Below are 24,529 nucleotides of genomic sequence, written 5' to 3' on the forward strand. Positions count from 1 at the left end.
GGCGAGCCCGGGGCGCGGTAAACCTGGTTCCCGCACAACCCGGACGACGGGACAGGAACCCTGCCCCGGTACGTCCCGGCGGTGTGCGCGACGCGTGGGACATCCGACCGGGGAGGCACCGAAATCAGCTGCAGAGCAAGGCCGTTGAGGCCAGACCGGAGGACCGCCGGCAGCCGGCCGTCCTCCTCACGGCCCGGCCGGCGGCCCGCCCGCCGCACGCTGCCCGCACGAGCCGGTGCCCGCTCGTCGTTCACTACTCTTCCGATCGTTTGAGGATGCTGATGCTTGGTGCTGGATCGTCACCCAGAGGTCGGCGCTCCGCTCCCGTGCTGGTGTGGCTCCTGCCCGTGGTGGTGACGGCGGCGGCCGCTGTCGTCGCGACGGTGGTGGTATCCGCCGGTGCCCGGGCGGGGGTCGCCTGGTGCGGGGTGGTGGGGACGGCGGCGGCCGCCGTGGTGGCCGGCGAGGCCGCGCGCAGGGGGCGTGCGCTGGACGCCCTGCGGGCGCAGTGCGCGCGGCAGGAGCGCGAGTTGCTCGCCCGGCTGGCCCGACAGGAGAGCGAGACGGCGCGCCTGGCCCGGGAGGACCTGCCCGCGGCGGTCGCCCGGCTCCACGGCGGCACCTCCGTCACGGACGTGCTGATGGCGTACGAGTCCCACGACGCCATCGCCGGCCCGCAGTTCGAGGCCTCCCGGCACGCCGTGCTGCGCACCGTCCTGGAGGCGGTCGACAACGAGGAGGCGCTGCGCGAGTCCGCCCAGCGCGCCTTCGTCAACATCGCCCGCCGCGTCCAGGCCATCGTCCACCGGCAGGCCCAGGACCTGCGCGAGATGGAGAACCGGCACGGCACCAACCCGGCCGTCTTCGACGACCTGCTGCGCCTGGACCACGGCAACGCGCTGATCGGCCGCCTCGCCGACAGCATCGCCGTCCTGGGCGGTGCCCGCCCCGGCCGCCAGTGGGGCCGGGCGGTGCCGCTCTACAGCGTGCTGCGCGGCGGCATCTCGCGGATCCTGGACTACCGGCGCGTCGAGCTGCACCCGGTGTCCGAGGTCGCCGTGGTCGGACCGGCCGTCGAACCGCTCATCCACGCCGTCGCCGAACTCCTCGACAACGCCACCCGCTACTCCCCGCCGCAGACCAGCGTGCACCTGACCGCCGTCGAGGTGCAGACCGGCATCGCGATCGAGATCGAGGACGGCGGCCTCAGCCTCAGCGAGGAGGGCCGGGCCCGCGCCGAGCGGATGCTCCGGGAGGCGCAGGCCGGCATCGACCTGAACGACCTCGGCGAGACCCCCCGGCTCGGCCTGGCCGTCGTCGGCCGCCTCGCGCGGGCCTACGGCTTCCAGGTCTCGCTGCGGCCCTCCGCCTACGGCGGGGTGCGCGCCGTGCTGATCGTGCCGCAGGAGTGCATCACCACGGCCCCCGCCACCGGCCGTGCCCACGGCATCGGCGCCGCCGCCAAGTCCCGGGCGGCCGGTGCGCCCCGGCCCGCGGCGACGCCCCGTACGGCCGGGATCTCCCGGGCCGCGGGCGGACCGCAGCCGTGGGGGGCGCGGACGGTCTCCGTCTCCGGGACGGGCGCGCCGCCCGGATCGTCCCGTGGGTCCTCCCTCGGGTCGTCGCCCGGCTCCACCTCGGGGGGCGGCTCGGGGCGGTACCCGGCCGAGGACGACATCCCGGTGATCAACGGGCGGACCGCGAACGGCCTGCCGCAGCGCCGCCGTCACGCCGCCCCCTCCTCCCGCACCGTCACCCCCCGGCCGGCCGCCGTCCCCGAGCCGGCACAGGCGCCGGTCCAGCCCGGTCTGTGGCTGGCCGCGTTCACCGAAGGGGTCAACGGACAAGCACCGTCAACCGATGCGGCCGTCCGCACCGGTGAAGAGTCGGCAGAAAAGGGCGAGCAGTAATGCAGCAGCGCAGCAACATGGACTGGATGCTCAAGGACCTGGCGGAGAGCGTCCCGTACACCCGTCACGTCATCGTCCTCTCCGCCGACGGTCTGCGGATCGCCCAGCACGGCGCCGACACCGACACCGCCGACCGCCTCGCCGCCGCCTGTGCCGGGCTGCAGAGCCTGGCCGCCGCGGTCGGCCACGAGTTCCCGTACGGCGACGGCCGGATGCGGCTGGTCGTCATCGAGATGGGCGGCGGCTTCTTCTACCTGATGGCCGCCGGCGCCCGCGCCTTCCTGGCCGTGCTCGCGGACGAGGGCGTCGACGCGGGGCTGATGGGGCAGCGGATGCGCGACCTCGTCGCCCGGATCGGCGAGCATCTCACCACGCCCCCGCGCAACGGCGAGCAGGTCGCATGAGCGCAGCCGACCAGGGCCAGGGCTGGGACGAAGACGACCCCGAACGCCTCTACGTGATCACGCGCGGCCGCAGCGGCGTCACCGAGCAGACCACCTTCGACCTGGTCACCCTCATCGTCTCCCGTGCGGAGCCGACGCCCGCCATGCAGCCCGAGCATGCGGCGATCCTGCGGATCTGCGGCTCGCCGCTGTCCGTCGCCGAGATCTCCGCCTACCTGGAGCTGCCGATGAGCGCCGTCACCGTGCTGCTCTCCGACCTCCTCAACGAGGAACGGATCGAAGCCCGCGCCTGCGTCCCGCAGGCGATCCTCCCCGACCGCGCCCTCTTGGAGGCGGTGATGCATGGACTCCAGAAGCTCTGACACCGTGACGGGTCCGCCCAGCGCGGACCTGCTCCCGGACACGGCCACCATGGCCGTCAAGATCGTGATCGTGGGCGGTTTCGGTGTCGGCAAGACCACCATGGTCGGCTCCGTCAGCGAGATCCGCCCGCTGACCACCGAGGAGACGATGACCCAGGCCGGGGCCGACGTCGACGACACCGCCGGGATCGAACGCAAGACCTCCACCACCGTCGCCATGGACTTCGGCCGCATCAGCATCAACGAGGAGCTGGTGCTGTACGTCTTCGGCACCCCCGGGCAGGAGCGGTTCTGGTTCCTCTGGAACGGCCTGTTCGAAGGGGCGCTCGGCGCGGTCGTCCTGGTCGACACCCGCCGGCTCGAAGTCAGCTTCGACGTGATCGGACGGCTGGAGGACCGCGGCGTGCCGTTCGTCGTCGCCGCCAACACCTTCCCGGAGTCGCCGACGTACCCCACCGAGGAGCTGCGGGCCGCCCTCGACCTGCCGCCCGAGGTGCCGATCGTCCACTGCGACGCCCGGGCCCGCGAATCCAGCCGGGACGTCCTGCTGGCCCTGATGCACTACCTGTACAACCTCTCGGCCCCGCCCGGCCGCTGAGGCCGCTCCGCCCAGGCACCCACCCGACCACCGCCACCCGCTCACCCCGGAGAAACCGTGACCTCCCCGTTCACCGACGACGCCTCCCCCACGCCGCCGCCCGGCTGCCCCGCCCACCAGTCCGGCGGCCTCGGCGCCGACGGACTCCGGCGGATCTACGGGCCGGAGGCCGAGGCCGACCCGGCCGGCCTGTACGAGAAGCTACGCGCCGAGCACGGCGAAGTGGCCCCCGTCCTCCTGCACGGCGACCTCCCCGCCTGGCTGGTCCTCGGCCACTCCGCCAACCTCATCGCCATGCGCACCCCGTCGCGCTTCTCCCGGGACTCCCGCCGCTGGACGGCGTTCCGGGAGGGCCTCGTCGCCCCCGACTCCCCGCTGATGCCGGTCATCGCCTGGCAGCCGCTCTGCGTCTTCGCCGACGGCGCCGAGCACAAGCGCCTCCGGGGCGCCGTCACCGACGGCCTCAACCGCTTCGACCGGCGCGGCACCCGCCGTCACGTCACCCGCGCCGCCGACCGGCTCATCCGCGAGTTCGGGCCCACCGGCCGGGCGGAGCTCATCTCCCAGTTCGCCGAGCACCTCCCGATGCTGGTGATGACCCAACTGCTCGGCATGCCCGACGAGTACGGCCCCCGCCTGGTCGACGCCGCCCGCGACCTGATGAAGGGCACCGAGACGGCCATCGCCAGCAACGACTACGTCGTGGCGACGCTGCGCCGCACCATGGAGCGCAAGCGGCTCTCCCCCGGGCCCGACCTGGTGTCCTACCTCCTCCAGCACAGCGCCGGGCTCACCGACGACGAGGTGATGGAACACCTGCGGGTCGTCCTGCTGGCCGCCAACGAGACCACCGTCAACCTGATCGCCGACACGCTCAAGATGGTCCTCACCGACCGCCGCTTCCGCGCCCACCTGTCCGGCGGCCACATGACCCTGGCCGACGCCCTGGACCAGGTCCTCTGGGACTCCGCGCCGATGTCCCTCGTCGCGGGCCGCTGGGCCACCGGCGACACCGAACTCGGCGGCCAGCAGATCAGGACGGGCGACATGCTCCTGCTCGGCCTCGCCGCCGGCAACGTCGACCCGGTCGTCCGCCCCGACCTCGCCGCGCCCCTCCACGGCAACCGCTCCCACCTCGCGTTCGGCGCCGGCCCGCACGAGTGCCCCGGCCAGGACATCGGCCGGGCCATCGCCGAGAGCAGCATCGACATCCTCCTCACCCGCCTGCCGGACCTCGGACTCGCCGTCCCCGAGGAGGAGCTGACGTGGACGTCGGCGTGGATCTCCCGCCACCTGGTCGAGCTGCCGGTGAGCTTCAGCCCCCGGACCATCGCCCCGGAGGACCCGGAGCTCACCGCACCCGTGCGCCGGACGACACCGCCCGAGGCGCCCGTCGCCCCGCCGGCTGCGCCGCCCGTCGTCGGCGCCACCGTCCCCCGGCAGCGGCGCAGTTGGTGGGACCTGCTCACCCGGGTGTTCCGCCGCTGACGCCGGCCGCCGCCCGCCATGGTCAACCGGCGGGCGGCGGACCGTAGACGGTGTCCAGCAGGCTCCGGGTGAAGCGATCGAGGTCGTCCAGGCCCGCGGCGGCGAGCGTCGCGGGCCCGCCCGCCAGCAGGTGGGGGACGGCCGCGTGCAGGGAGAGCGTGACGGCGGCCGCCCGCTGCGGGGTGACCGGCAGGCCGGCGGCACGCTGGGCGTGCTCGAAGGCGGTGAAGTCCGCGGCGGACACCGCGTCCAGAACGGCCGTCAGCCCGGGCCGGCGCGCGGCCTCGGCGCGCAGTTCGAGGTAGGCGAGCATGCGGGCGCGGCCCGGGCCGGCGACGTTCTCCAGCAGCGCGCGCAGCATCGCCGCCAGGGCCGCGCGGTCCGTGGGCGCGGGCCTGGGCACCTCCCCGTACAGCTCCGCGCACCGCTCGGCCACGGCTGCGAGCAACGCGTCCCGGGTGGGGAAGTAGTTCTTGGTGGTGCCCGCGGGGACGCCCGCGGCGGCGTCGACAGCCCGATGGGTCAGGCCCCGCCCGCCGGCCGCCGCCAGCACCTCGATGGCCGCATCCCGCAGCCGGTCACGTCGGTCCGTGTTCACCTTGCCGATACTACCCCATCCGTGGTACTACAGATGTGGTACCACGGGTGAGGTAGAGCCGCTGGGGTGAAACCGTGGACCGGTCCGATCGGAGGGTGGTCCCGTGCCCATCGGCTACCTGGTGACCGTGGCGTCCGTCGCCGCGGGCACGTTGTTCGCCCTCGCGCCGGCGCGGCGGCCCCGGCCGCTCGCCTACCTGAGCTTCCGTCTCGGCCTCGTCGTCAGCGAGTTGCCGATCGTCGCCCTCGCCTGGATCATCCTCTGGACCGCCACCGCATTCGCCCAGGGCGACATCCACGAGCCCGCCGGGTGGACGGCCGTGGCGGTCGCCGCGGCCACCCTCGCCGGCCTCGCGGTCGTCGTCAGGCGCGGACTGCGCGCCCGGTCCGTCATCGGACACGCCCTCACCGAAGGCCTGGGCGACGACTGGCGGGCCGACATCGCCCCCGACATCGCCTCCGGCACCGCCACCGGCCTGGGCCACGGCCGGCCGCTCGCGCGCATCCTGCTCCGCCCGTTCCCCGGCCGCCCGCGCAGCGTCGCCCGGGCCGCGAACCTGCCGTACGGCCCCGCCGGCCGCCGGCACCGGCTCGACGTCTACCACCACCGCACCCGGCCCGCCGGCGCTCCCGTCCTGATCCACCTGCACGGCGGCGGCTACCACGGCGGCCGCAAGAGCAGCCAGAGCATGGCCCTGCTGCACCGTCTCGCGAGCCGCGGCTGGGTCTGTGTGAGCGCCGACTACCGCCTGCGGCCCGACGTCCGGCACCCCGAGCACCTGATCGACCTCAAGCGGGTGATCGCCTGGACCCGCGACCACGCCCACGAGTACGGCGCCGCCCCGGCCACCCTGTTCGTCGCGGGCAGCTCGGCGGGCGCGCACATGGCGGCGCTGGCCGCCCTCACCCCCGGCGACCCGGCCCTCCAGCCCGGCTTCGAGACCGCCGACACCTCCGTCACCGCCGTCATCGGCCTCAACGGCTACTACGGCCCCTACTACGGCCAGGGCCCCGAGTCATCCCCCTCCGCTCACGTCCGCGCCGACGCACCGCCGTTCCTGCTGGTGCACGGCGACCTCGACACCGTCGTCCCCGTCACCGTCGCCCGCCGCTTCACCGCCGACCTGCGGGCCGCCTCCGAGGGCCCCGTGGTGTACGCCGAACTCCCCGGCGCCCAGCACGCCTTCGACCGCTTCCACTCACTGCGCTACGAGGCGGTGGTGGACGGCGTCGAGGCCTTCGCCGCGTGGGTGCTCTCGACCGGGCGGGCGGCGGAACCGCCCTGCCCGGCGGTCGCCCGGGGGAGGCGCGCGCCTGGGAGCGGTTCCCCTGCAGCCTCGACCCGGCCGTCCCCGTGACCGGCCCCGGCGGGCACGGTGCCTGCCGCTCCCGCTCGTTCAGCCGGCCGTGGCGACGAGGCGTCGCAGCGCGGCGTGGGCGGGCGGGCCCCAGGTGGGCTTGCCGCCGGGGCGGCCGCGGACGCCGGCCTCTCCGATGAGGATGCCGCCGAGGGCGCGCTGCACCGCCCAGCCGCGGGCGCGGCGCAGGGTGGCGGCGTCGGCGACCGGCCGGTAGGCGTCGTGGAACCGGTCGGCGGCGCCGTCCGGCAGCAGTGTCCAAGGGGCGGCGAGGTCGCAGGCCGGATCGCCCGCACAGAGGTCGCCGAAGTCGATCACGCCGCAGAGGGTGCCGCCCGCGGTGAGGACGTTGGCCGGGTGCAGATCGCCGTGGAGCCACAGCGCCGGGCCCGCCCAGTCGGGCGCGGCGGCGGCGTCCTCCCAGACCGCGCGGACGGCGTCCGGGTCGGGGATCAGCCCCAGCTCGGTGGCCGAGGTGAGCTGCTCGGCGAACCCTTCGGCGCAGTCGGACAGCGGCCCTCCGCGGCCACGGCCCGCGGGCGCCCCTTCGGGGGCCGGCCGGTGGAGGGCCGTCAGGAAGGCGGCCAGGGTGTCGGCGGATTCCTCGGCGCGCGTGGCGGGGGCACGGTCGGCGGGTTCCCCCGGCACCCAGGTGGTGACGATCCAGGGGCGCGGGAACCGCTCGGAGGGCTCGCCGAGGCGCTGCGGGACGGGGACCTGGAGAGGAAGGTGCGGGGCGAGGACGGGCAGCCAGGCGTGTTCCTTGCGCAGCAGCGCGTCCGCGGACCGCGTCGCCCAGGGCAGCCGGACGGCGAGGTCGTCGCCGAGCCGCCACATCTGGCTGTCCCAGCCGCGCGCACCGAACCTCAGGGGGCGGTCGGCCAGGTCGGGGTGCTGGTCGCGCAGCAGCTCCCGGACCAACTGGGCGGTGACCTCGGTCTCGGTATGGGTCATGAGAGGAGACGATAGCGCCGCCGACCGCCCCGCAGCGGTGCGGCCGTGGCCGGGGTACCCGGCCCCGGCGGGGCCGGTACCGGTCGGCGTGGCCGCGGAGACCGACGGCCGAGGACCGGGCACGGACTGCGGGCGGGGCGGCGGCCCGTTGGGTACCGTCGCTGGTTGTGGAGGAGATCCGACGGGGTGTCAGCAGGACTGCGGAGCAGGTCTGGTACGCGGCGTACGGCTCGAACATGCATGCCGGGCGGCTGGACTGCTACCTGCGGGGCGGTCGGCCGCCGGGTGGGGCCCGCACCTATCCGGGGTGCCGGGACGGCGGGCCGCCGGAGCGGGCCGTGCCGGTGATGCTGCCCGGGGCGCTGTACTTCGCGCTGGAGTCAGCGGTCTGGGGCGGCGGCATGGGCTTCTACGATCCCGCCCAGGCGGGCGAGATTCCCGCGCGCGCCTATCTGCTCACCGTGGGGCAGTTCAGTGACATCGCGGCGCAGGAGATGTACCGGGAGCCGGGGGCGGATCTCGCGCTGGACGGAGTGCTCGGCGCGGGGCGGGAGCGGCTCGGGCCGGGCCGGTACGAGACGCTGGTGTGTCCCGGTGCCCTGGACGGTGTGCCGGTCCTGACGTTCACCGCTCCGTGGGGCCTTCCGGACGCCGAGCTGAACGTTCCGCGCGCCGCCTATCTGCGCAACCTCGCCGCCGGCCTGGCCGAGGCCCACGGCTGGGGCCTCGGGCGGGCGGCCGACTACCTGAGCAGCCGCCCCGGGGCGGCCGGGCACTGGAGTTCCGCGGAGCTCCTGCGGGAGCTGTAGTGGCAGGCAGGGCCGAATGCCCGCCGAGGCGCGTGCGGGGTGCCCCATCGGGTGACGTCGGGGTGTGGGCTCCGGGCCGGCCGGGCGGGCACTCGCATAGTCGGAGGTGCCGCCAACTCCTCCGATCGTGAGACGAGCCGATGATGCGCCGCCTGCCTCGCCGTGAGACCTTCGCCGCAGCGGTCGCGCTGCTCCTGACCGTCGCCGGGTGCAGCGGCCCGGCCGTGCGGCCGACCGCGCCGCCGTCGTCATCGCCGGTGGACGCGGGCTCCCCGGCCGGGCCGCGGGCGTTCACGCTGGTCGCCAGCGGGGACGTCCTGCCGCACAGCGAGATCATCCGGCAGGCCGAGGAGGACGCCGGGGGTGACGGGTACGACTTCGGCCGGATGCTCGCCGGCGTCAAGGCCGTCGTCGGTACGGCGGACCTGGCCATCTGCCACATGGAGACCGTGTACGGCGCCGAGGGCGGCCCCTTCACCGGCTACCCGTCGTTCAAGTCGCCCCCGCAGGTCGCGCGGGCCCTCAAGGACGTCGGCTACACGTCCTGCGACACCGCCTCCAACCACACGCTGGACGACGGCCCCGACGGCATCCGGCGGACGCTCGACGCGATGGACGCCGTGGGGCTGAAGCACACCGGGTCCGCGCGCAGCGAGGACGAGGCCGGCAGGCCCGCGCTGCTCACGGCGGGCGGGGCGACGGTGGCCCAGCTCGCCTACACGTACGGCACCAACGGCATCGCGCTGCCGAAGGGGCGTCCGTGGGCGGTCAACCTCATCGACCGGGACCGGATCCTCGCGGACGCGCGGGCCGCCCGGGCCGCCGGCGCCGACATCGTCGTGGTCAGCGTCCACTGGGGCACCGAGTGGCAGGACGAGCCGGACGCGCAGCAGCTCACGCTCGCCCGTGAGCTGGCCGCCGAGCAGGGTGACGGCGGTCCCCAGGTCGACCTGGTCCTCGGCACCCACGCGCACATCCCGCAGGCGTACGAGAAGATCAACGGCACCTGGACGGTCTACGGCATGGGCGACCAGCTCGCCGGACACATGTTCAACCACTCCGGGGCGGAGGATCCGCGCGGCAACTGGAGCTCGATCGCGCGGTTCACCTTCTCCCCGCCGGCCCTGCCGGGACAGCGATGGACCGTCAGCAAGGCCGAGTTCATCCCGCAGTTGACGGACCTCGGCCCGCCGTACCGGGTGCTCGACCTCGCCGAGGCGGTCCGCCGGAACCCCGGCCGCCCCGACTTCGCGCAGGCCCTGGACCACATCCGCTCGGTCGTGCTCAGCCGAGGCGGCGCCTCCGCCGGGCTGACCATGGCGCCCTGAGCGGCCCGGTCGCCTCGCGGTCGCCGGGGGCCCGACGACGCCACCGGCTCCCGTGTCGCTCCCCCTGCACACGGCGACCTCAAAGTCCGACTTTCGAACATCTCACACCGACTTATGGATAGGTTCATCCGTTCGAGTGAGTTTGCCGACGGCCCACAGCCGATGTTCTGCACCGGAACCATCTGGCCCTCATCGAACACGCTCACGCCACCTCGGCGCGGCCGGAACAATCGTCGCGGCGGTCGGCGAAGGCCCGATCTGCCGTGTCCCGCAATGGGTCTGACGCCCATTCAGTTCTCCCGAACCAGAACAGGGAACAGCGATGACGACCGAGACCGTTCAGCAGAGTCAGCCGAGCCGGCAGAGTCTCAGCACCTCCTCCGCCAGGAACCTGGCCACCACCACCAAGACCGCGCCGCAGATGCTCGGGATCACCCCCCGCTACCTGCTGCGCGCCATGCCCTGGGTGGACCTGGAGGCGGGCGTCTACCGGGTCAACCGCCGCCGGGGCTTCATCCTCGGCAACGGGATGATCAGCACCTACGTCGACGGCGACGGCGCCTCCCGGGTGATCGCCGAGGACCTGCGCGAGCTGCCCTTCCTCAGCCAGGTGGACAGCCCCCTGCTCGCCGCCCTCGCCAACGGGTTCGTGGAGCGCGAGGTCGCACCCGGCGAGATGATCGTCGAGACCGGCACCCCCGGCGAGCAGTTGCACATCATCGCGTTCGGGCGCGCCGAGAAGCGCGCCACCGGGGAGTACGGCTCGGACGCCCTGCTGACCGTCCTCGGCGACGGCGACTTCTTCGACGCCACCGCCTGGGCCGAGGGCACGCCGATGCCCTACCGGGTCAAGGCGGTCAGCGCGTGCACCGTCCTCTCCCTCGACCGCCGGATGCTCATCGAACTCGCCGACCGCGAGCCCTCGTTGCGCGCCCAGCTGGACGCCTTCAGCGCCGACGGCCGGGAGCCCGCCGACCGCGAGCACCCGATCGACCTCACCTCGGGCCACTCCGGCGAGCCGTACCTGCCGGAGACCTTCGTGGACTACGAGGAGGCCCCCCGCGAGTACGAGCTGAGCATCGCGCAGACCGTCCTCAAGGTGCACACCCGGGTCTCGGACGTCTACAACTCCACGATCGACCAGGTCCAGGCGCAGCTGCGGCTCACCACCGAGGCGCTCCGCGAGCGCCAGGAGTGGGAGATGCTCAACCACCCCGAGTACGGGCTGCTCAACAACGTCGTGCCGAACCAGCGCGTGCGCACCCGCACGGGCGCGCCGACCCCGGACGACATGGACGAGCTGCTCGCCCGGGTCTGGAAGCAGCCGGCGTTCTTCCTCGCCAACCCGCGGGCGATCGCCGCGTTCGGGCGTGAGTGCACCCGGCGCGGGGTGCCGCCGCAGATCGTGGAGCTCTTCGGCAGCCCGTTCCTGACCTGGCGCGGCGTGCCGCTGCTGCCCTCCGACAAGCTCGATCTGAAGGGCTCGGCCAGCTCGGCGCCCGGCACCACCAACATCCTGCTGATGCGGGTCGGCGAGGACCGCCAGGGCGTGGTGGGCCTGCGCCCGTCGAAGGTCCCGGACGAGGTCGAACCGGGCCTCTCGGTGCGGGCGATGGGCGTCGACCGGCGGGCCATCACCTCGTACCTGGTGACCAGCTACTTCTCGGCCGCCCCGCTGGTGGACGACGCCATCGCCGTGCTCCAGAACGTCGAGGTGTCGAACTACCATGACTACTCCTGACGGATACGGCCGCGGCACCGGGCTCGCCGGGGTGAGCCGGCCTCCGGCCGGCACCGACCGCCCGACCGGCCTGGTACCGGGTGGCCTGGTACCGGGCCAGGTCCCGCTGCCCGCGGCCCTCGCCCACGCGGCGGGCGGTCCCCGGTACTGGCTGCCTCCCCAGCCCGGTCCGGCGGCCCCTGCCGCTCCCGCCACCCCGCTCCCCGCGCCGCCGGCCGTGACACCGGGCGGGTTCGACGTCGAGGCCGTCCGGCGGGACTTCCCCCAGCTGCACCGGGAGGTGAACGGCCGCCCGCTGGTCTGGCTCGACAACGGGGCCACCACACTCAAGCCGCGCCAGGTGACCGAGGCGGTCGCCGAGCACTACTCGATGGGCACCTCCAACGTCCACCGCGGCGCGCACACCCTCGCCCAGCAGGCCACCCAGGTCTACGAGGAGGGCCGCGAGGAGGCCGCCAGGCTGCTCGGCACGCAGGACGCCGGCGAGATCGTGTTCGTCCGGGGCACCACCGAGGCCGTCAACCTGGTGGCGCAGTCCTGGGGCCGGGCCAACCTGGGTGTGGGTGACGAGATCCTGGTCTCGGCGGCCGAGCACCACTCCAACCTGGTGCCCTGGCAGCTGATCGCCAAGGAGCGCCGGGCCCGGATCCGGCCCATCCCGCTGCTCCCCGACGGGCAGCTGGACCAGGACGCCTACCGGGACCTGCTCGGCTCGCGGACGAAGCTCGTCGCGCTCACCCACGCCTCGAACGTGCTGGGGACGGTCCCACCGGTGGCCGAGATGACCGCACTGGCACACCGGTACGGCGCCCGCGTCCTGGTGGACGGCGCGCAGGCGGTGAGTCACTTCCCGGTGGACGTCACCGCGCTGGACGCCGACTTCTACGCCTTCTCGGGGCACAAGATCTTCGCCCCGACCGGCATCGGTGTGCTCTACGGCAAGCGCGAGCTACTGGAAGCCATGCCTCCGTGGCAGGGCGGCGGCAACATGATCGACTCGGTGAGCTTCGAGGAGACCTCCTACGCCCCCGTCCCGCACCGGCTGGAGGCGGGCACCGGCCACATCGCCGGGGTCGCCGGGCTGCGGGCGGCCCTGCGGTACCTGGCCGGGCTGGACCGTCCGGCCGCCACCGCGTACGAGGAGCAGCTCACCGCGTACGCCATGGGTGCGCTGGCGGCCGTTCCCGGGCTCCGGCTGATCGGCGACGCGCCGGGGAAGATCGGCGTGCTGACCTTCCTCCTCCCCGGCACCGACCCGACCGCCCTCGCCGGGGCGCTCGACCAGCAGGGCATCGCGGTGCGCGCCGGGCACCACTGCGCGCAGCCGGCACTGGCCGCCTTCGGCCTGCAGAGCGCGGTACGGGCCTCGTTGGCCCTCTACAACACCGTGCAGGACGTCGATGCCCTGGTGTCCGCCCTCCAGGGCATCCAGGCGGCCCCGGCGGAGTAGGTCGGGGCGCCGGGAAGGGGGTGTCCGGCATCGGCGGTCGTCACCACCGGTGCCGGACACCCCCTTCCTGCGTGCTTGGAGGCGAAGCGCGGGGGCGGACGGGTTCGCCGCGGGGGCGGACGGGTTCGCCGTGGACTGTGGGCCGCCGCGGGTTCGACACCGCTCGGCCGGCGCCTGTCAGGACGTCAGGGCCTCGCGCACGCGGGACGCGACCGCCGCGTCGCTCAGGAGGTCGTTGTGCTTGAGGCAGCCGAGCCGGACGTTGACGGCCCCGGTCAGGCGGGTGCTCTCCGGTCGGGTGATCTGCTCGTCGCAGGCCGACCAGAGGGTCGTGTACCGCACCGGTGCCGGGCCGCCGCCCCGCCCAAACACCCGAGCCCCCAGCGGCGGCGCTCGGCTCGTGTGCGCCGCCCGTGCTCGACTGCGTCCCGCAGGGCTGAGGCGCCCCGGCCGGGCCGCCCGGTCAGCGGGCCAGGCCCCCGAGGGTCTCGTACGCCGCCGCCAGGGACTTCTCGGCCAGCGGCCTGAGGGCCGCCATCTGCGGCACGACCGCAGCCATGGTCAGCTCGGCGTGCACGAAGCTCAGATCGTCCGCGAGGCCGATCGAGCCGAGGACGGCCCGCAGGTAGGGCTCCTGGTGGTCCCACCCCTCCCGGGGCGTACCCGGCGCGTACGAGCCGCCGCGGGCCGAAACCACCACCACCGACTTCCCGGCCAGCGGCCCGGGGGCGCCACCGGGGGCCACCATGTGGGCCGGGGTGACGAGCCGGTCCAACCAGGCCTTGACCGTCGACGGGATCGAGTAGTTGTACATCGGCACGCCGATGACCAGTGCGGTCGCCTCACGCACCTCGGCGGTCAAGGCCTCGGTCAGAGCCCGCTCCTGCGGGGGCTCGCCGTGGTCGCCGCTCGGGTCGAGCAGGGCCTCGCGGACGGCGTGCGTGATGTGCGGGACCGGCTCGGCGGCCAGGTCACGGTAGACGTAGCCGCCCTCCGGGTGGTGCCGGCGCCACTCCGCGGCGAAGTGGGCGGACAACTCCCGGGACGCGGACCCGGTCCGGCGGATGCTCGCGTCGAGGTGCAGGAGCGAAGGCAGCGGTGATGGCATGGCGGTGTCCTCGGGGTACCGGCGGGATCGGATCGGAGCAGTACCGCCGACAGCGGCGGCGGCGTTCCGTGTGGACGACCGTAGAGATTGACGCCGACGTAAACGCAAGCCCGGGACGTCGATGCAGGCCCGGGACGTCGACCCTTGCCCGCGACGCCGGCCCGGGCCCGGGACGTCGACCTGAGCCCGGACCGGCGTCGTTCCGGGCCTCACCCGCCGACGGCCGCTACGCGCCGAAGCCCTCGATCATCGCCCGCAGGTCGGCGGAGAGGTCGAAGGGCTGCGGCACCGCGTCGAAGTCCGGCCACCACACCGCCGGGACGTCCGGCGCGAGTTCGCGCAGCACGGTGTGCAGGACGGTGAGCGGGGCCGACCAGGGCTCGCGGTCCTCGAAGGAGAACACCCGGCTCCGCAGGTGGTAGGAGAGCTCCGCCCACCGGCCCGGCTCCACCTCGACCCGGATCTCGGCCCAGTCCTCCGCGAAGTCGGCCACCGACGCGTCCGGCCAGCGCGCCGTCAGTGACGCCTCCAGCTGTGCGCGGGTGAACGACCAGGCGCCGCCGGCCTCCCGCGGGTCGACGCAGACGTAAAAGCTGGATCCCACGGTCGGCTCCCCCTCGCTCCCGCCGCGCTGCGAGGAGCACGGCCCTGGCGGCTCGGCGCGAGCCTTTCTCGGCACGAGCCCTTCTCGTCGCGAGCCATTTTCGTCGGCGCCATTCTCGTCGCGAGCCATTCTCGTCGGGCGCCCTCGGGACGTGGCACTCGGCGGCCCCTCGTACGGGTGGACTGCCGGCGGCACAGCCACCGCCGACGTCCGGCTCGGCATCGCCTCCGGGACGGACCCGATGACGCTCGACGGGACGGTGCAGGCCGACCTCCCCGGCGACCCGACCCCGGCCGACAACACCGCGCACTTCGCCATCGTCGTGCGGTAGCCCCGGGGACGACGCGGCACGGCGGCCGTCCTGCCCGCGGCGGGCGGGACGGCCGCACCCGTGCCTACTCGGCGACGGTCAGCACGACCTTGCCGGTCACCCGGCCGGTGTCGCCCAGCTCGTGGCCCTTGGCGGCCTGGGCGAGCGGGAAGACGGCCTCGACCACGGCCCGCAGCCGGCCTTCGGTGACCAGGTCGGCGATCGCCTGCATGCCGGCCTGGTCGGCCTCCACCAGCAGCGGGTACGCCCGCACGCCCCGGGCGGCGGCCTGCTCGGAGAGGTCGGCGGGCATCGAGGAGATCGCGATCGTCACCAGCTGGCCGCCCGGCTTGAGGGTGACGAGGGAGCGGCTCACGGTCTCGCCGCCGAGGGTGTCGAAGACCAGGTCGACCGGGTCGATCGTGGTGAAGTCCTCCGTCCGGTAGTCGATCACCTCGTCCGCGCCCAGCTCGCGCAGCAGCGCGTGCTTGGGGGCGCTGGCCGTGCCGATCACGTACGCGCCGCGCGCCTTGGCGATCTGTACGGCGAAGTGGCCCACGCCGCCCGCCGCGGCGTGGATCAGAACCCGCTGGCCGGGCCGGACGTCGGCCGCGTCCGTCAGGACCTGCCAGGCGGTGAGGGCGGCCAGCGGAATCGCGCCGGCCTGGACGTGGTCGATCCCGGCCGGCTTGCGCACCATGGCACGGGCCGGCGCCACCACGTACTCGGCGAACGAGCCGACACCGTACGGGTAGGGCAACATGCCGAAGACCTCGTCGCCGGGCCGGTGGATCGTGACGCCGGGGCCGGCGGCCTCGACCACGCCGGAGACGTCCCAGCCGAGCACCAGCGGGAAGGTGCCGAGGAAGCCGGTCAACCGGCGGTGCTTCCAGTCGGTCGGGTTCATGCCCGCCGCGTGGACGCGGACGAGCACCTCGGAGGGGCCGGGCACCGGGCGGGCGATCTCGACCTCACGCAGTACGTCGGTGCCGCCGAGGGTGTCCTGGGAAATGGCCTTCATCGTTGTCATGAATCAAGGATGTCCCGGGCCCCACCTGCGCGAATAGCGGCCCGGAGGTCACCATGTGCAAGGATTGGGCCATGCATCGCGTTGTCGTCCTGGCCCTCGACGGGGTCATCCCGTTCGAGCTGAGCCTCGCCTCCCGGCTCTTCGGGACCGCCACGGACTCCGCCGGGCAGCGCCTCTACGAGGTGGTCACCTGCTCGCTGGACGGCCGGCCGGTCCGCACCGCCGCCGACTTCTCCATCACCGTCGAGCGCGACTGCTCCGTCCTGGCCGAGGCCGACACCGTGGTCGTGCCGGCGTCCGAGGAGTTCGCCGGAATCACCGACCGGAAGTCCCTGCCCCGCGGCGCCGCCGAGGCGCTGGCGCTGCTGCGCCCGGACACCCGGATCGCGGGCATCTGCATCGCCACCTTCCTACTCGCCGCCGCCGGCCTGCTCGACGGGCGCGCCGCGGCCACCCACTGGCACCACGCCGACCACTTCCGGCGGCACTACCCCCAGGTCGACCTCGCCCCCGACGTCCTCTTCGTCGACACCGGGCGCATCCTGACCTCGGCCGGCGCGGCCGCCGGCATCGACCTGATCCTGCACCTGATCCGGGCCGACCACGGCAGCGCCACCGCCAACCAGGTCGCCCGGCGCTGCGTCGTCCCGCCGCAGCGCGAGGGCGGCCAGGCGCAGTACGTGGAGCGGCCGGTGCCGGCCGGCACCGACACCGGGACCTCCGCCACCCGTGCCTGGGCGCTCGACCGGCTCCACGAGCCGCTCCGACTGGGCGACCTCGCCGACCACGCGGGCATGAGCCGGCGCACCTTCACCCGGCGCTTCCGGGCCGAGGTCGGGCTCAGCCCGGGGCAGTGGCTGACCCAGCAGCGCGTCGACCTGGCCCGGCACCTTCTGGAGACCAGCGACCTGACGGTCGACCGGATCGCCGAACGCGTCGGCTTCGGCACCGGCGCCTCCCTCCGGCAACACCTCCACACTGCGATCGGCGTCCCGCCGGGGGCGTACCGGCGGACCTTCCGGAGCTGACGCCGGACCCTCCTCCCTGCTCGGGCAGGCCGCGGGCCCGGGCGGCGTCAGACCACCGACCAGTCATGACGGGCGTCAGAACACCGACCAGCCCGTCGCCGTGGTGAGCGCGTCCAGGGCCGCGACGCCGAGCACCGAGTTCCCAGCGGTGTCCAGGCCCGGGCTCCAGACGCAGACCGTGCCCCGGCCCGGCAGCACCGCCAGCACGCCCCCACCCACGCCGCTCTTGCCCGGCAGCCCCACCCGGTAGGCGAACTCCCCGGCCGCGTCGTACGTCCCGCAGGTGAGCAGCACGGCGTTGATCCGCTTGGCCTCGCTGCGCGACAGCAGCCGGGAGCCGTCGGCCCTTATGCCGTGGCGGGCGAGGAAGAGCCCGGCCAGGGCGAGGTCACGGCAGCTCGCCTCGACCGCGCAGTGCGCGTAGTAGTGCGCGAGGACGCTGTCCACCGGGTTGCGCAGGTTGCCGTAGCTGGCCATGAAGTGGGCCATGGCGGCGTTGCGGTGGCCGTGCTGGGCCTCGGAGGAGGCCACCGAGTCGTCCACCGCGACCGCCGGGTTGCCGGACTCCGCACGCAGGAACTCGCGGACCGAACCCACCGCGTCGCCGGTCAGCTTCAGCAGCCGGTCCGTCACGACCAGCGCCCCCGCGTTGATGAACGGGTTGCGCGGGATCCCGTGCTCGGACTCCAGCTGCACCAGCGAGTTGAAGGGATTGCCGGAGGGCTCGCGGCCGACACCCGCCCAGAGGCCGTCGCCGCCCTCCGCCAGTGCCAGGGCGAGGGTGAAGAGCTTCGACACCGACTGGATCGAGAACGGGTGCTGCCAGTCCCCCGCCCCGTACACCTCGCCGTCCACGGTGGCGATCGCCATCCCGAAGGCCGTCGGGTCGGCTTTCGCGAGCGCCGGGATGTAGTCGGCGACCCGTCCGCGCTCCGGCGCCTGCCGGGCAGCCTCCATCGCGTCCTGCAACAACACCTGGTAGTCCACATCGTTCACGCCGCCATTGTGGTCCACCCCCGGTGGCCCGGGTCAAAGCCGGGTCCGGGCCGGCCGGGGGCACCGGCCCGGAGGGGGCGGCCGACCAGAGCACCGGCCCCGCCGTACCGGCCGGCCGTCAGGTGAGCGCGGGCGTCAGCCGGGCACCGCCGTCAGGCGAGCGCAGGTGTCAGGTGAGCGCCGGCGCGAGCAGCCGGGCCGTCTGCTCGACGAGCAGGTTGTCACTGGGACCGGCGGCCGCGTGGGTGGTGGTCAGCACCGCCAGCGCGATCGGCGGCCCGGCCGGGGGCCAGACGACACCCACGTCGTTCGCCACGCCGTACGAACTCGCGGTGCCGGTCTTGTCCGCCAACGTCCAGTCCTTCGGCAGACCGGCCCGGAACCGCGCGGTGTTGGTCGTGTTGGCCGTCAGCCAGCCGGTCAGGCGCGCACGGTCCCGGGGCGGGAGCGCGTCTCCGACCAGGAGGCGCGCGTACGTCGACCCGATGGCGCGGGGGCTGGTGGTGTCGGTCGTGCGCCACGGCTCCGCCGAGTTGAGCCCGGGCTCCCAGCGGTCGAGCCGCGTCCGTCCGTCCCCGACCGAGCGGCAGAACCGGGTGACGGCCGTGGGGCCGCCCAGCTCACGGAGGAGGAGGTTGGCGGCGGCGTTGTCGCTCAGGCTGACGGCGGCCGCGCACAGCTCCTCGACGGTCATGCCGTTGGCGAGGTTCGCCTCCGTTCCCGTCTCCGGGCCGTAGCCCGAATCCGTCACGTCCTGCTCGGTGTAGCGGATCCGCTTGGCGAGGAACTCGCCGTCCCGGTCGAGGTCCCGCAGCACCGCCGCAACCGCGAGGGTCTTGAACACCGAGCACATCGGGAACGACTCGTCCGCGCGGTACAGCACCGTCGCGCCCGTGGCCGTGTTCCGGGCGAACACCCCGAGCCGGGCAGCGTGTTCACGCTCCAGCGCGGCCAGCTCGCGGGTGATCGCCCCGCTCGCCGGCGTTGCGGCGTGAGCCCGCCCGCCCGAAAGCAGGCCGCCGGCCAGAACTGCCCCGGCGCCGGCGGCCAGCACCGCGCGGCGGGACGGACGTGCCACGGTGGTCTCCATCGTCGTCTCCTTGTCTCCAACGGTCGCAACAATGATCAACACGCGACGGGGGACGAAGAGGTTCCACGCCGGCCCGTCCTGCATACGAACGCGTGAGGAAGGCGCCCGCTCCGCCGACGCGAGACCACGGGCGGACCGGCCGCCGGTCCGCCCCGGGCGACCCGGCCCCGGCCCCGGCCGGTGCTGCCGTGGAGACGAGAGCGTGCCGTCCACCGAGGACACCGGCACGCCAGGGCCGGCGGGTCCACCAGGACCACCGGGCCCCCGGGGCGACGGGCCGTCAGGCGCCGGTGTCGTGCAGACGGCGCAGGATCGCCATCAGCTCCTCCGGCGGGGCGATCGAGAACGAGCGGGTCGCGTCGTCGATGTGGGTCAGCGAGGTCACGGTGCCCTTGCGCCACCAGTAGAGCCGGGGCGAGAGCGGGCCCGGGTTGTCCTGGTGGGCACCGAGGCCGAAGGCGGCGAGGTCGTTGACCGCCTCGACCGCCTGGCGGCCGGCCAGCGGGTGGAAGACCAGGTAGTGCCGGCTCGGCACGGTGAACAGCGCGCCGTCCTCGGGCAGGTCACGCCCGGTCACCGCACGGGCCACGTCATCCAGGACGAGGGCCTTGCTGGCGACGAACATCGACTCGCCGGACACGATGTGCAGTGCCGCGCCGCCCTGGCCCTGGGCCACGTCGTACTCGACCGGCTCCCGGACCAGGTTGGCGCGCCCGGCCGCGCGCAGCGCCTCCAGACCCACCTCGGCCACCGACCGGTCGTCGAGCAGCCGCACGGCCTCCGGCAGGTCCAGCGCGAGCGCCTCCTGCAACCCGGGCGCGACGGGGCGCACATAGCTGAACGAGGGCGCAGCCTCCGGCGGGAAGGCGTCCTCCGGCAGCAGGCGCAGGTAGGCCGAGCGGAGGATCTGCTCGGAGCCCTGCGGGGTCGCCGCCTCGGCGCCGTCGAGGGCGCGGAAGTGGTGCTCCACCAACCGGGGCCACTCGCGCGGATCGGCGCGCCGGCACAGCTCGGCGAGGTTGTGGAGGGCACGCGTGCCCTGCGGCGCGTGCACGGCGTCACCGGCGACGGTGATCCGCGGATCGCCGGCGTGGTGCCGGTGGACGAGGTCGCGCAGGTACTCGGCCTGGTCGGTCGTCAGGGCGGGGAGGTGCGGGTCGTGCTGGGGCGTGGCCTTGGAACGGAAGAACTTCATGTGACCCGACCCTATGTGCACCGTCCGACAGGCGGTGACCTGGGGCGGGGTGTGTGCGTGAGGATGCGTCAGTCGCCCACCAGCGGGTGCGCTCCGCCGCCTCCGGCGTGAAGGTGGAGCAATGAGCATCGTCGTCCTACTCGAACCCGAGCTCGTCCGCGCCTCCACCATGGGTGACACCACGGAATTCGTCGAGCGCGTGCGCGCCGTACATGCGGCACCGGCCGACCCCTCCGCGCCCGGGGAGCCCGAGGACTTCACGTTCTGCGGTCTGGCCACCGGCCGGATGCGGAGGGACCCGTACCGGGCTGATCGACCCGGCACGACCTGGTACCCACCCGCGTGGCAAGGGCAGGTCTGTCCGGCCTGCGACAGTGTCCTCCACACGTCCTGAGGTCCACGCGCACCTCCTGCCGGTCCGGGCGTCCTGCCCTCCGTCGCCGCGCAGCGTGGACTCACCCCGGACGACGCCGACCCGGCCATCGACCGGTCCGGCGGCTGCCTCGACGTGACCGGGCGACCAGCTGCGGCTCCGTCCAACCGGACTCCCCCGACGCGTCAGCGGTCGGAGCTCAGATCGCGTCCCGGTCCGGCCACGGGTAGCCGATCTCTGCGATGTCCTCGGCCAGGTCCGCGAGGGTGACCTCCGCGTTCAGTGAGGACACGAGCTTCTCGTTCGGCGGCCGCAGGGCGTACACGTCGCGCACCGCTCCCAGGTCCACGGGAACCTCGTAGTAGTCCTCGGCCCAGCGCTGGAACGCCTCCGGCGAGCGGTCGACCAGGAGCTCGAACAGGGCCGTCGCCCCGTCGGGGTCGGGGTGGCCGGGAGGGAAGTCGATCACGCCGTGCTGCCACCGATCGTCCGTCGCCCCCCGCCACAGGCAAACCGTCACAGCCGGCACGTCATCCTCGTCGGTGAACGCCGGCTCCTCGACGAAGGGCCCGAAGACCTCCGGGACATCGTCGATCACTCCCGGCCAGGGCTCGTCACCGTTGCCGTACGGGCTCATCGGCGCTTCGTGGTCGAAGCCACGGACAAGGGCCCCGGCCACCGAGAACACGATGGAGTACTCGTCCCCCGACCCGTTACGCATCGAGGCCATCTCCTCGCCCTCGGCCCAGCCGGCGTTGAAGGAGTAGTACCGGTCTTCCCAGTCCGGGCTCAGGATCGCATCGAGCATCGCCAGCGAGCGGCAGTGGTCCCGCAGGTCGGCGATGGAGGGGAGCCGGCGAGCCACGTCATAGACAGTCACCTGCTCATCCAATCGGATGCCACTGACACCCAGCCCCCAGCCCTTCCGCCAGCCCGTCCGCCAGCCCGCCAGCCCGCGTCACCGCCGGGAGCGACCCCCGGGCGCCAGGTGGGTAGATCGCCGTCAGCCGGCCGGGCAGGGAGGAGGCGGGTGACCCGGGCGGTGCGGTCGGCCGGCGCGGATCCCGTGCCCGTTCGGTCGTCGCCGCACAGCATCCGTGGCGGTGGGTCAGGACAGGTGGCGGAGCTTGTCGGGGTTGCGGATGACCCGGATCTCGGTGATCCGGCCATTCTCGACCTCCACGCAGGAGACGCTGTCCGGCCGTCCGGCCGTGGTGATCAGCAGGCCCGGCCGGCCGTTGACGTCGACGGCCACGAAGCGCGGGGCCTCCATCGGCTGCGCGAGCACGGCCGCGAGGAAGCGGGCCACGTTCTCGGCGCCGTGCAGCGGGCGCAGGGCCGCTCTGACCTTGCCGCCGCCGTCGTTCCAGGCGGTGACGTCGGGGGCGAGCAGGTCCAGCATGCGGTTCAGGTCGCCTCCGAGGCACGCGGCGAGAAACTCGTCGGTGACCCGGCGCGTCACCTCGGCCGGGGTCTCGTAGCGTGGCCGACGTGCCTGGACGTGCGCCTTGGCTCGGGAGCCGACCTGGCGCACCGAGGCCTCGGTGCGGTCGAGCGCCTCGGCGATCTCCCGATGCGAGAAGCCGAAGACCTCCTTGAGCACGAAGACGGCCCGCTCCAGCGGTGAGAGGCTCTCCAGAACCACCAGCATGGCGAGCGAGACCGACTCGGCCAACTCCACGTCCCCGGTGGCGTCCGGCACGGTGACCAGCGGTTCGGGCAGCCAGGGGCCGACGTACTGCTCACGCTTGACGGCAGCCGAACTCAACCGGTTGAGCGCGAGGTTGGTGATCGTACGGGCCAGGTAGCCGCCCTGGTTGGCGACCGGCCCGGACACCTGACTGCAGCGCAGCCAGGTGTCCTGGACCAGGTCCTCGGCGTCCGCGACGCTGCCGAGCATCCGGTAGGCGATGCCGAAGAGCATCGGTCGGTGCTGTTCGAAGGCGGCGATCTCGATCACGGACGCGACGGTACCGCACAAGCCTCGGAGAATCCCTGGCTGGTCAGGCCGAAGGCGCTGTTCATCCGGGAGCGCCAGTTCTCCAGGGCGACCATGGCGGTGAGTTCCACGAAGGCGGCCTCGCCCAGCTGTTGGAGCAGCGCCTCAGCGAGCCCGTCGGTGACGCGGGGCTCGGTCTCCGTCATCGCCTCGGCGTACTCCATGACCTGGAGTTCCAGCTCGGTGAAGGCCTCGCGGTGGTCGCGCCACTGCGGCACCTGGGAGACCTTGTCGAGCGGCAGGCCGAGCTCGCCGGCCTCCCACTGGCCGAAGTCCATGCACCAGGAGCAGTTGATCCGGGCCGCGGCGGCCATCACGGCGAGATGCCTCAGGGCCGATTCGAGCGCGTTCCACTTGGCGACGGAGCGCTCCGTCTTGACGTACGTGAGCAGGACCTTCCGGTTGTGGCCGACCGCGAGCCCGGGGTCGAGCACCTTTCCGTACATCCGCCGGGAGTACCAGGCCCCGATGCGGTTCAGCAGGGTACGCGGCGGCGTGAGTGAGATGCGGGCGGTCATGTCGGGCCTCCAGGCTTCCGGACGGACGTCTCTGGAGGTAGGACAGGACAGCCGCCGAGGATGTGACATCGGCGTCCTGTCGCCGGACGGTCTCGGCGGCGTCATCGGGTGGTCGCAGGCTGACAGGCCCCACGACCGGGCCGGACACGAAGGTCACCGGTCCAGGTCACGGGCACCGAGGTCGGTCGGTCGCCGGCCACCGGCCACCGGCCAAGTGCCACCGGGCGCCGGTGACCCGACCCTACCCGGATGGTCGCGGACGCGGCGTTGTTCAGCGTGGAACCACCCAGCCGGGTGTCCAGGTCCCGGCGGCGTCGTGGCCGGCCGCGGTGGCGGTGAGGTGGGTGCGCAGGGTGGTCAGCGCCGGGTGGGGGTTGTCGCGGTGCCAGAGCAGCGAGTGGGGGTAGACGGGCGTCGGGTCGGTCACCGGGATGCGGCGCAGGCCGTGGTCGGCGGGCCAGATGAGGCGGGTGTGCTCGCCCATGAAGGTGGCCAGGGCCGGGGTGTCGGCGATGGTGTCGAGGAGTGCGTCGGAGCCGAAGTTGGGGCCGGTCGCCTCGATGGTGAGGCCGAACTCGGCGACGAGGTCGTCGTAGTAGGCGGTCCACTCGGTACCGGGGACGATGCCGGGCATCCAGATCCGGTGCCCGGTGAGCTGGGCGAGGGTCACCGACCGGGCGCCCGCCAGCGCGTGGGCGGGGCCGGTGAGGAGTTGGAGCGGCTCGTCGAGCACCCGGACGGACTCGATGTCCTCGGGGAGGGGCCGGCCGGGTGCGGCGACGGCGCGGAAGGAGGCGTCGATCGCACCGGACCGGATGGCCGCGACGGCCGTCTCGATGTCGAACAGCATCACCACGTCGAGCTCGATGTCGGGGTACGCGCGGTGGAAACCGCGCATCAGGCCCGACTGCGCGCTGCGCGAGGTGATCACGTCGACGCGCAGCGCCCGGTGGCCGGTGCGTACGGACGCGGCCGCGCGCTCGGCGACGCGCAGCAGCTCGCGCGCGTGGGGCAGGAACGCCTGCCCGTCGATGGTGAGCTCGGCGCCGCGGGCCGTGCGGGTGAACAGTCGCACGCCGAGGTTGCGCTCCAGCGCGGCGATTCGCTTGGAGACGGCCTGCTGGGTGACCGCCAGCTCGGCGGCGGCCTCCTGGAACTGCCCCGCGTCGGCGGCGGCGACGAAGGTCCGGACGGTGTCGAGGTCCATGTCGACACCCTACGGGTACAACCGTAGGTTGTGGCTGTCGGCCCTGTGGTTGTTTGATCCCAGGGCACGGTG

General features: G+C 73.8%; 26 protein-coding genes. 13 read left to right on the forward strand and 13 right to left on the reverse strand.

All coding sequences use genetic code 11. The features are described 5' to 3' along the window. The first annotated feature begins 281 nt into the window (after nucleotides 1–281). From ACZ3YO_RS12850 to ACZ3YO_RS12870, 5 genes are read left to right on the forward strand one after another with little or no spacing between them, the layout of a single operon-like run. Nucleotides 282–1,910: an ATP-binding protein gene (locus tag ACZ3YO_RS12850; protein ID WP_465568840.1), complete on the forward strand. Its 1,629-nt coding sequence runs from the start codon at nucleotides 282–284 to the stop codon at nucleotides 1,908–1,910. Beyond that, nucleotides 1,910–2,314, forward strand: coding sequence for a roadblock/LC7 domain-containing protein (locus tag ACZ3YO_RS12855; RefSeq protein ID WP_465549615.1), 405 nt, complete (start codon nucleotides 1,910–1,912; stop codon nucleotides 2,312–2,314). Before ACZ3YO_RS12850 ends, ACZ3YO_RS12855 begins: the two co-directional genes overlap by 1 nt. Next, complete coding sequence (locus ACZ3YO_RS12860) at nucleotides 2,311–2,676, forward strand: DUF742 domain-containing protein (RefSeq protein WP_465568598.1); 366 nt, start codon at nucleotides 2,311–2,313, stop codon at nucleotides 2,674–2,676. Before ACZ3YO_RS12855 ends, ACZ3YO_RS12860 begins: the two co-directional genes overlap by 4 nt. Further along, the gene (locus ACZ3YO_RS12865) at nucleotides 2,657–3,274 is read left to right on the forward strand and encodes a GTP-binding protein (RefSeq protein WP_465568600.1); all 618 of its coding nucleotides are present in this window, start codon (nucleotides 2,657–2,659) and stop codon (nucleotides 3,272–3,274) included. The genes ACZ3YO_RS12860 and ACZ3YO_RS12865 overlap by 20 nt, the downstream gene beginning before the upstream one ends. Nucleotides 3,275–3,331: 57 nt before the next feature. Next, complete coding sequence (locus ACZ3YO_RS12870) at nucleotides 3,332–4,762, forward strand: cytochrome P450 (protein WP_465568602.1); 1,431 nt, start codon at nucleotides 3,332–3,334, stop codon at nucleotides 4,760–4,762. A 22-nt stretch (nucleotides 4,763–4,784) separates the two neighbouring features. Here ACZ3YO_RS12870 and ACZ3YO_RS12875 read toward each other — a convergent pair whose 3' ends face one another. Continuing rightward, nucleotides 4,785–5,360: a TetR/AcrR family transcriptional regulator gene (locus ACZ3YO_RS12875; RefSeq protein WP_465568605.1), complete on the reverse strand. Its 576-nt coding sequence runs from the start codon at nucleotides 5,358–5,360 to the stop codon at nucleotides 4,785–4,787. 103 nt (nucleotides 5,361–5,463) lie between these two features. Between ACZ3YO_RS12875 and ACZ3YO_RS12880 the strand changes: the two genes are divergently transcribed. Further along, on the forward strand, nucleotides 5,464–6,717 hold the full coding sequence (locus tag ACZ3YO_RS12880) for an alpha/beta hydrolase (protein WP_465568607.1): 1,254 nt from the start codon (nucleotides 5,464–5,466) through the stop codon (nucleotides 6,715–6,717). A 39-nt stretch (nucleotides 6,718–6,756) separates the two neighbouring features. Here ACZ3YO_RS12880 and ACZ3YO_RS12885 read toward each other — a convergent pair whose 3' ends face one another. After that, a complete protein-coding gene (locus ACZ3YO_RS12885; RefSeq protein ID WP_465568609.1) occupies nucleotides 6,757–7,671 on the reverse strand; it encodes an aminoglycoside phosphotransferase family protein in 915 nt (304 codons plus the stop codon). Nucleotides 7,672–7,907: 236 nt separating this feature from the next. Here ACZ3YO_RS12885 and ACZ3YO_RS12890 point away from each other — a divergent pair, with 236 nt between their 5' ends. From ACZ3YO_RS12890 to ACZ3YO_RS12905, 4 genes are all read left to right on the forward strand, one after another. Then, nucleotides 7,908–8,480, forward strand: a complete 573-nt coding sequence (locus ACZ3YO_RS12890; protein WP_465568842.1) for a histone deacetylase — start codon at nucleotides 7,908–7,910, stop codon at nucleotides 8,478–8,480. Between the two features lie 143 nt (nucleotides 8,481–8,623). Next, complete coding sequence (locus ACZ3YO_RS12895; RefSeq protein WP_465568844.1) at nucleotides 8,624–9,808, forward strand: CapA family protein; 1,185 nt, start codon at nucleotides 8,624–8,626, stop codon at nucleotides 9,806–9,808. 322 nt (nucleotides 9,809–10,130) lie between these two features. After that, nucleotides 10,131–11,549, forward strand: a complete 1,419-nt coding sequence (locus ACZ3YO_RS12900) for a family 2B encapsulin nanocompartment shell protein (protein ID WP_465568611.1) — start codon at nucleotides 10,131–10,133, stop codon at nucleotides 11,547–11,549. Beyond that, nucleotides 11,536–12,999, forward strand: a complete 1,464-nt coding sequence (locus ACZ3YO_RS12905; protein ID WP_465568613.1) for a SufS family cysteine desulfurase — start codon at nucleotides 11,536–11,538, stop codon at nucleotides 12,997–12,999. Before ACZ3YO_RS12900 ends, ACZ3YO_RS12905 begins: the two co-directional genes overlap by 14 nt. Before the next feature lie 177 nt (nucleotides 13,000–13,176). Here the strand turns inward: ACZ3YO_RS12905 and ACZ3YO_RS12910 are convergent, their stop codons facing one another. The 3 genes from ACZ3YO_RS12910 to ACZ3YO_RS12920 all read right to left on the reverse strand — a co-directional run bounded on the left by ACZ3YO_RS12910 (nucleotide 13,177) and on the right by ACZ3YO_RS12920 (nucleotide 14,711). Then, on the reverse strand, nucleotides 13,177–13,341 hold the full coding sequence (locus ACZ3YO_RS12910; RefSeq protein ID WP_465568615.1) for a hypothetical protein: 165 nt from the start codon (nucleotides 13,339–13,341) through the stop codon (nucleotides 13,177–13,179). Between the two features lie 121 nt (nucleotides 13,342–13,462). Next, nucleotides 13,463–14,107 carry an FMN-dependent NADH-azoreductase gene (locus ACZ3YO_RS12915; RefSeq protein ID WP_465568618.1) on the reverse strand — a complete coding sequence of 215 codons (645 nt, stop codon included), beginning with the start codon at nucleotides 14,105–14,107 and terminating at the stop codon, nucleotides 13,463–13,465. Between the two features lie 226 nt (nucleotides 14,108–14,333). Continuing rightward, nucleotides 14,334–14,711 (reverse strand): hypothetical protein, encoded by a 378-nt coding sequence (locus ACZ3YO_RS12920; RefSeq protein WP_465568620.1) that lies wholly within the window; start codon nucleotides 14,709–14,711, stop codon nucleotides 14,334–14,336. Between the two features lie 151 nt (nucleotides 14,712–14,862). On the opposite strand from ACZ3YO_RS12920, the gene ACZ3YO_RS12925 reads away from it, so the two are divergent. Continuing rightward, nucleotides 14,863–15,042, forward strand: coding sequence for a hypothetical protein (locus ACZ3YO_RS12925; RefSeq protein WP_465568622.1), 180 nt, complete (start codon nucleotides 14,863–14,865; stop codon nucleotides 15,040–15,042). A gap of 64 nt (nucleotides 15,043–15,106) precedes the next feature. Here ACZ3YO_RS12925 and ACZ3YO_RS12930 read toward each other — a convergent pair whose 3' ends face one another. Next, entirely contained in the window at nucleotides 15,107–16,042 is a 936-nt protein-coding gene (locus tag ACZ3YO_RS12930) for an NADP-dependent oxidoreductase (protein WP_465568845.1), read from the reverse strand. Between the two features lie 80 nt (nucleotides 16,043–16,122). Between ACZ3YO_RS12930 and ACZ3YO_RS12935 the strand changes: the two genes are divergently transcribed. Next, a complete protein-coding gene (locus tag ACZ3YO_RS12935; RefSeq protein ID WP_465568625.1) occupies nucleotides 16,123–17,079 on the forward strand; it encodes a GlxA family transcriptional regulator in 957 nt (318 codons plus the stop codon). Between the two features lie 75 nt (nucleotides 17,080–17,154). Here the strand turns inward: ACZ3YO_RS12935 and ACZ3YO_RS12940 are convergent, their stop codons facing one another. The 3 genes from ACZ3YO_RS12940 to ACZ3YO_RS12950 form a co-directional block, all read right to left on the reverse strand. Beyond that, on the reverse strand, nucleotides 17,155–18,066 hold the full coding sequence (locus ACZ3YO_RS12940; protein ID WP_465568847.1) for a glutaminase: 912 nt from the start codon (nucleotides 18,064–18,066) through the stop codon (nucleotides 17,155–17,157). A gap of 178 nt (nucleotides 18,067–18,244) precedes the next feature. Next, nucleotides 18,245–19,165, reverse strand: coding sequence for a class A beta-lactamase (bla, locus tag ACZ3YO_RS12945; protein ID WP_465568628.1), 921 nt, complete (start codon nucleotides 19,163–19,165; stop codon nucleotides 18,245–18,247). 280 nt (nucleotides 19,166–19,445) lie between these two features. After that, nucleotides 19,446–20,360, reverse strand: coding sequence for a hypothetical protein (locus ACZ3YO_RS12950; protein WP_465568631.1), 915 nt, complete (start codon nucleotides 20,358–20,360; stop codon nucleotides 19,446–19,448). 121 nt (nucleotides 20,361–20,481) lie between these two features. On the opposite strand from ACZ3YO_RS12950, the gene ACZ3YO_RS12955 reads away from it, so the two are divergent. Beyond that, nucleotides 20,482–20,754 (forward strand): hypothetical protein, encoded by a 273-nt coding sequence (locus ACZ3YO_RS12955; RefSeq protein WP_465568634.1) that lies wholly within the window; start codon nucleotides 20,482–20,484, stop codon nucleotides 20,752–20,754. A gap of 178 nt (nucleotides 20,755–20,932) precedes the next feature. Here ACZ3YO_RS12955 and ACZ3YO_RS12960 read toward each other — a convergent pair whose 3' ends face one another. From ACZ3YO_RS12960 to ACZ3YO_RS12975, 4 genes are all read right to left on the reverse strand, one after another. After that, nucleotides 20,933–21,613, reverse strand: coding sequence for a hypothetical protein (locus ACZ3YO_RS12960; protein ID WP_465568637.1), 681 nt, complete (start codon nucleotides 21,611–21,613; stop codon nucleotides 20,933–20,935). A gap of 228 nt (nucleotides 21,614–21,841) precedes the next feature. After that, nucleotides 21,842–22,693 (reverse strand): RNA polymerase sigma-70 factor, encoded by an 852-nt coding sequence (locus tag ACZ3YO_RS12965; RefSeq protein ID WP_465568640.1) that lies wholly within the window; start codon nucleotides 22,691–22,693, stop codon nucleotides 21,842–21,844. Beyond that, nucleotides 22,690–23,250 (reverse strand): carboxymuconolactone decarboxylase family protein, encoded by a 561-nt coding sequence (locus tag ACZ3YO_RS12970; RefSeq protein WP_465568642.1) that lies wholly within the window; start codon nucleotides 23,248–23,250, stop codon nucleotides 22,690–22,692. Before ACZ3YO_RS12970 ends, ACZ3YO_RS12965 begins: the two co-directional genes overlap by 4 nt. Before the next feature lie 271 nt (nucleotides 23,251–23,521). Beyond that, nucleotides 23,522–24,457: a LysR family transcriptional regulator gene (locus ACZ3YO_RS12975; RefSeq protein WP_465568645.1), complete on the reverse strand. Its 936-nt coding sequence runs from the start codon at nucleotides 24,455–24,457 to the stop codon at nucleotides 23,522–23,524. Between the last annotated feature and the right edge of the window lie 72 nt (nucleotides 24,458–24,529).

Source organism: Kitasatospora sp. NPDC022785 (assembly GCF_055561295.1).

Coding starts and splice junctions, on each gene's coding strand:
- ACZ3YO_RS12885 (WP_465568609.1), bottom strand. CDS start 7,671: ATGACCCATACCGAGACCGAGGTCACCGCCCAGTTGGTCCGGGAGCTG.
- ACZ3YO_RS12970 (WP_465568642.1), bottom strand. CDS start 23,250: ATGACCGCCCGCATCTCACTCACGCCGCCGCGTACCCTGCTGAACCGC.
- ACZ3YO_RS12895 (WP_465568844.1), top strand. CDS start 8,624: ATGCGCCGCCTGCCTCGCCGTGAGACCTTCGCCGCAGCGGTCGCGCTG.
- ACZ3YO_RS12975 (WP_465568645.1), bottom strand. CDS start 24,457: ATGGACCTCGACACCGTCCGGACCTTCGTCGCCGCCGCCGACGCGGGG.
- ACZ3YO_RS12850 (WP_465568840.1), top strand. CDS start 282: ATGCTTGGTGCTGGATCGTCACCCAGAGGTCGGCGCTCCGCTCCCGTG.
- bla (WP_465568628.1), bottom strand. CDS start 19,165: ATGGAGACCACCGTGGCACGTCCGTCCCGCCGCGCGGTGCTGGCCGCC.
- ACZ3YO_RS12855 (WP_465549615.1), top strand. CDS start 1,910: ATGCAGCAGCGCAGCAACATGGACTGGATGCTCAAGGACCTGGCGGAG.
- ACZ3YO_RS12955 (WP_465568634.1), top strand. CDS start 20,482: ATGAGCATCGTCGTCCTACTCGAACCCGAGCTCGTCCGCGCCTCCACC.
- ACZ3YO_RS12900 (WP_465568611.1), top strand. CDS start 10,131: ATGACGACCGAGACCGTTCAGCAGAGTCAGCCGAGCCGGCAGAGTCTC.
- ACZ3YO_RS12915 (WP_465568618.1), bottom strand. CDS start 14,107: ATGCCATCACCGCTGCCTTCGCTCCTGCACCTCGACGCGAGCATCCGC.
- ACZ3YO_RS12930 (WP_465568845.1), bottom strand. CDS start 16,042: ATGAAGGCCATTTCCCAGGACACCCTCGGCGGCACCGACGTACTGCGT.
- ACZ3YO_RS12905 (WP_465568613.1), top strand. CDS start 11,536: ATGACTACTCCTGACGGATACGGCCGCGGCACCGGGCTCGCCGGGGTG.
- ACZ3YO_RS12865 (WP_465568600.1), top strand. CDS start 2,657: ATGGACTCCAGAAGCTCTGACACCGTGACGGGTCCGCCCAGCGCGGAC.
- ACZ3YO_RS12935 (WP_465568625.1), top strand. CDS start 16,123: ATGCATCGCGTTGTCGTCCTGGCCCTCGACGGGGTCATCCCGTTCGAG.
- ACZ3YO_RS12860 (WP_465568598.1), top strand. CDS start 2,311: ATGAGCGCAGCCGACCAGGGCCAGGGCTGGGACGAAGACGACCCCGAA.
- ACZ3YO_RS12950 (WP_465568631.1), bottom strand. CDS start 20,360: ATGAAGTTCTTCCGTTCCAAGGCCACGCCCCAGCACGACCCGCACCTC.
- ACZ3YO_RS12890 (WP_465568842.1), top strand. CDS start 7,908: ATGCATGCCGGGCGGCTGGACTGCTACCTGCGGGGCGGTCGGCCGCCG.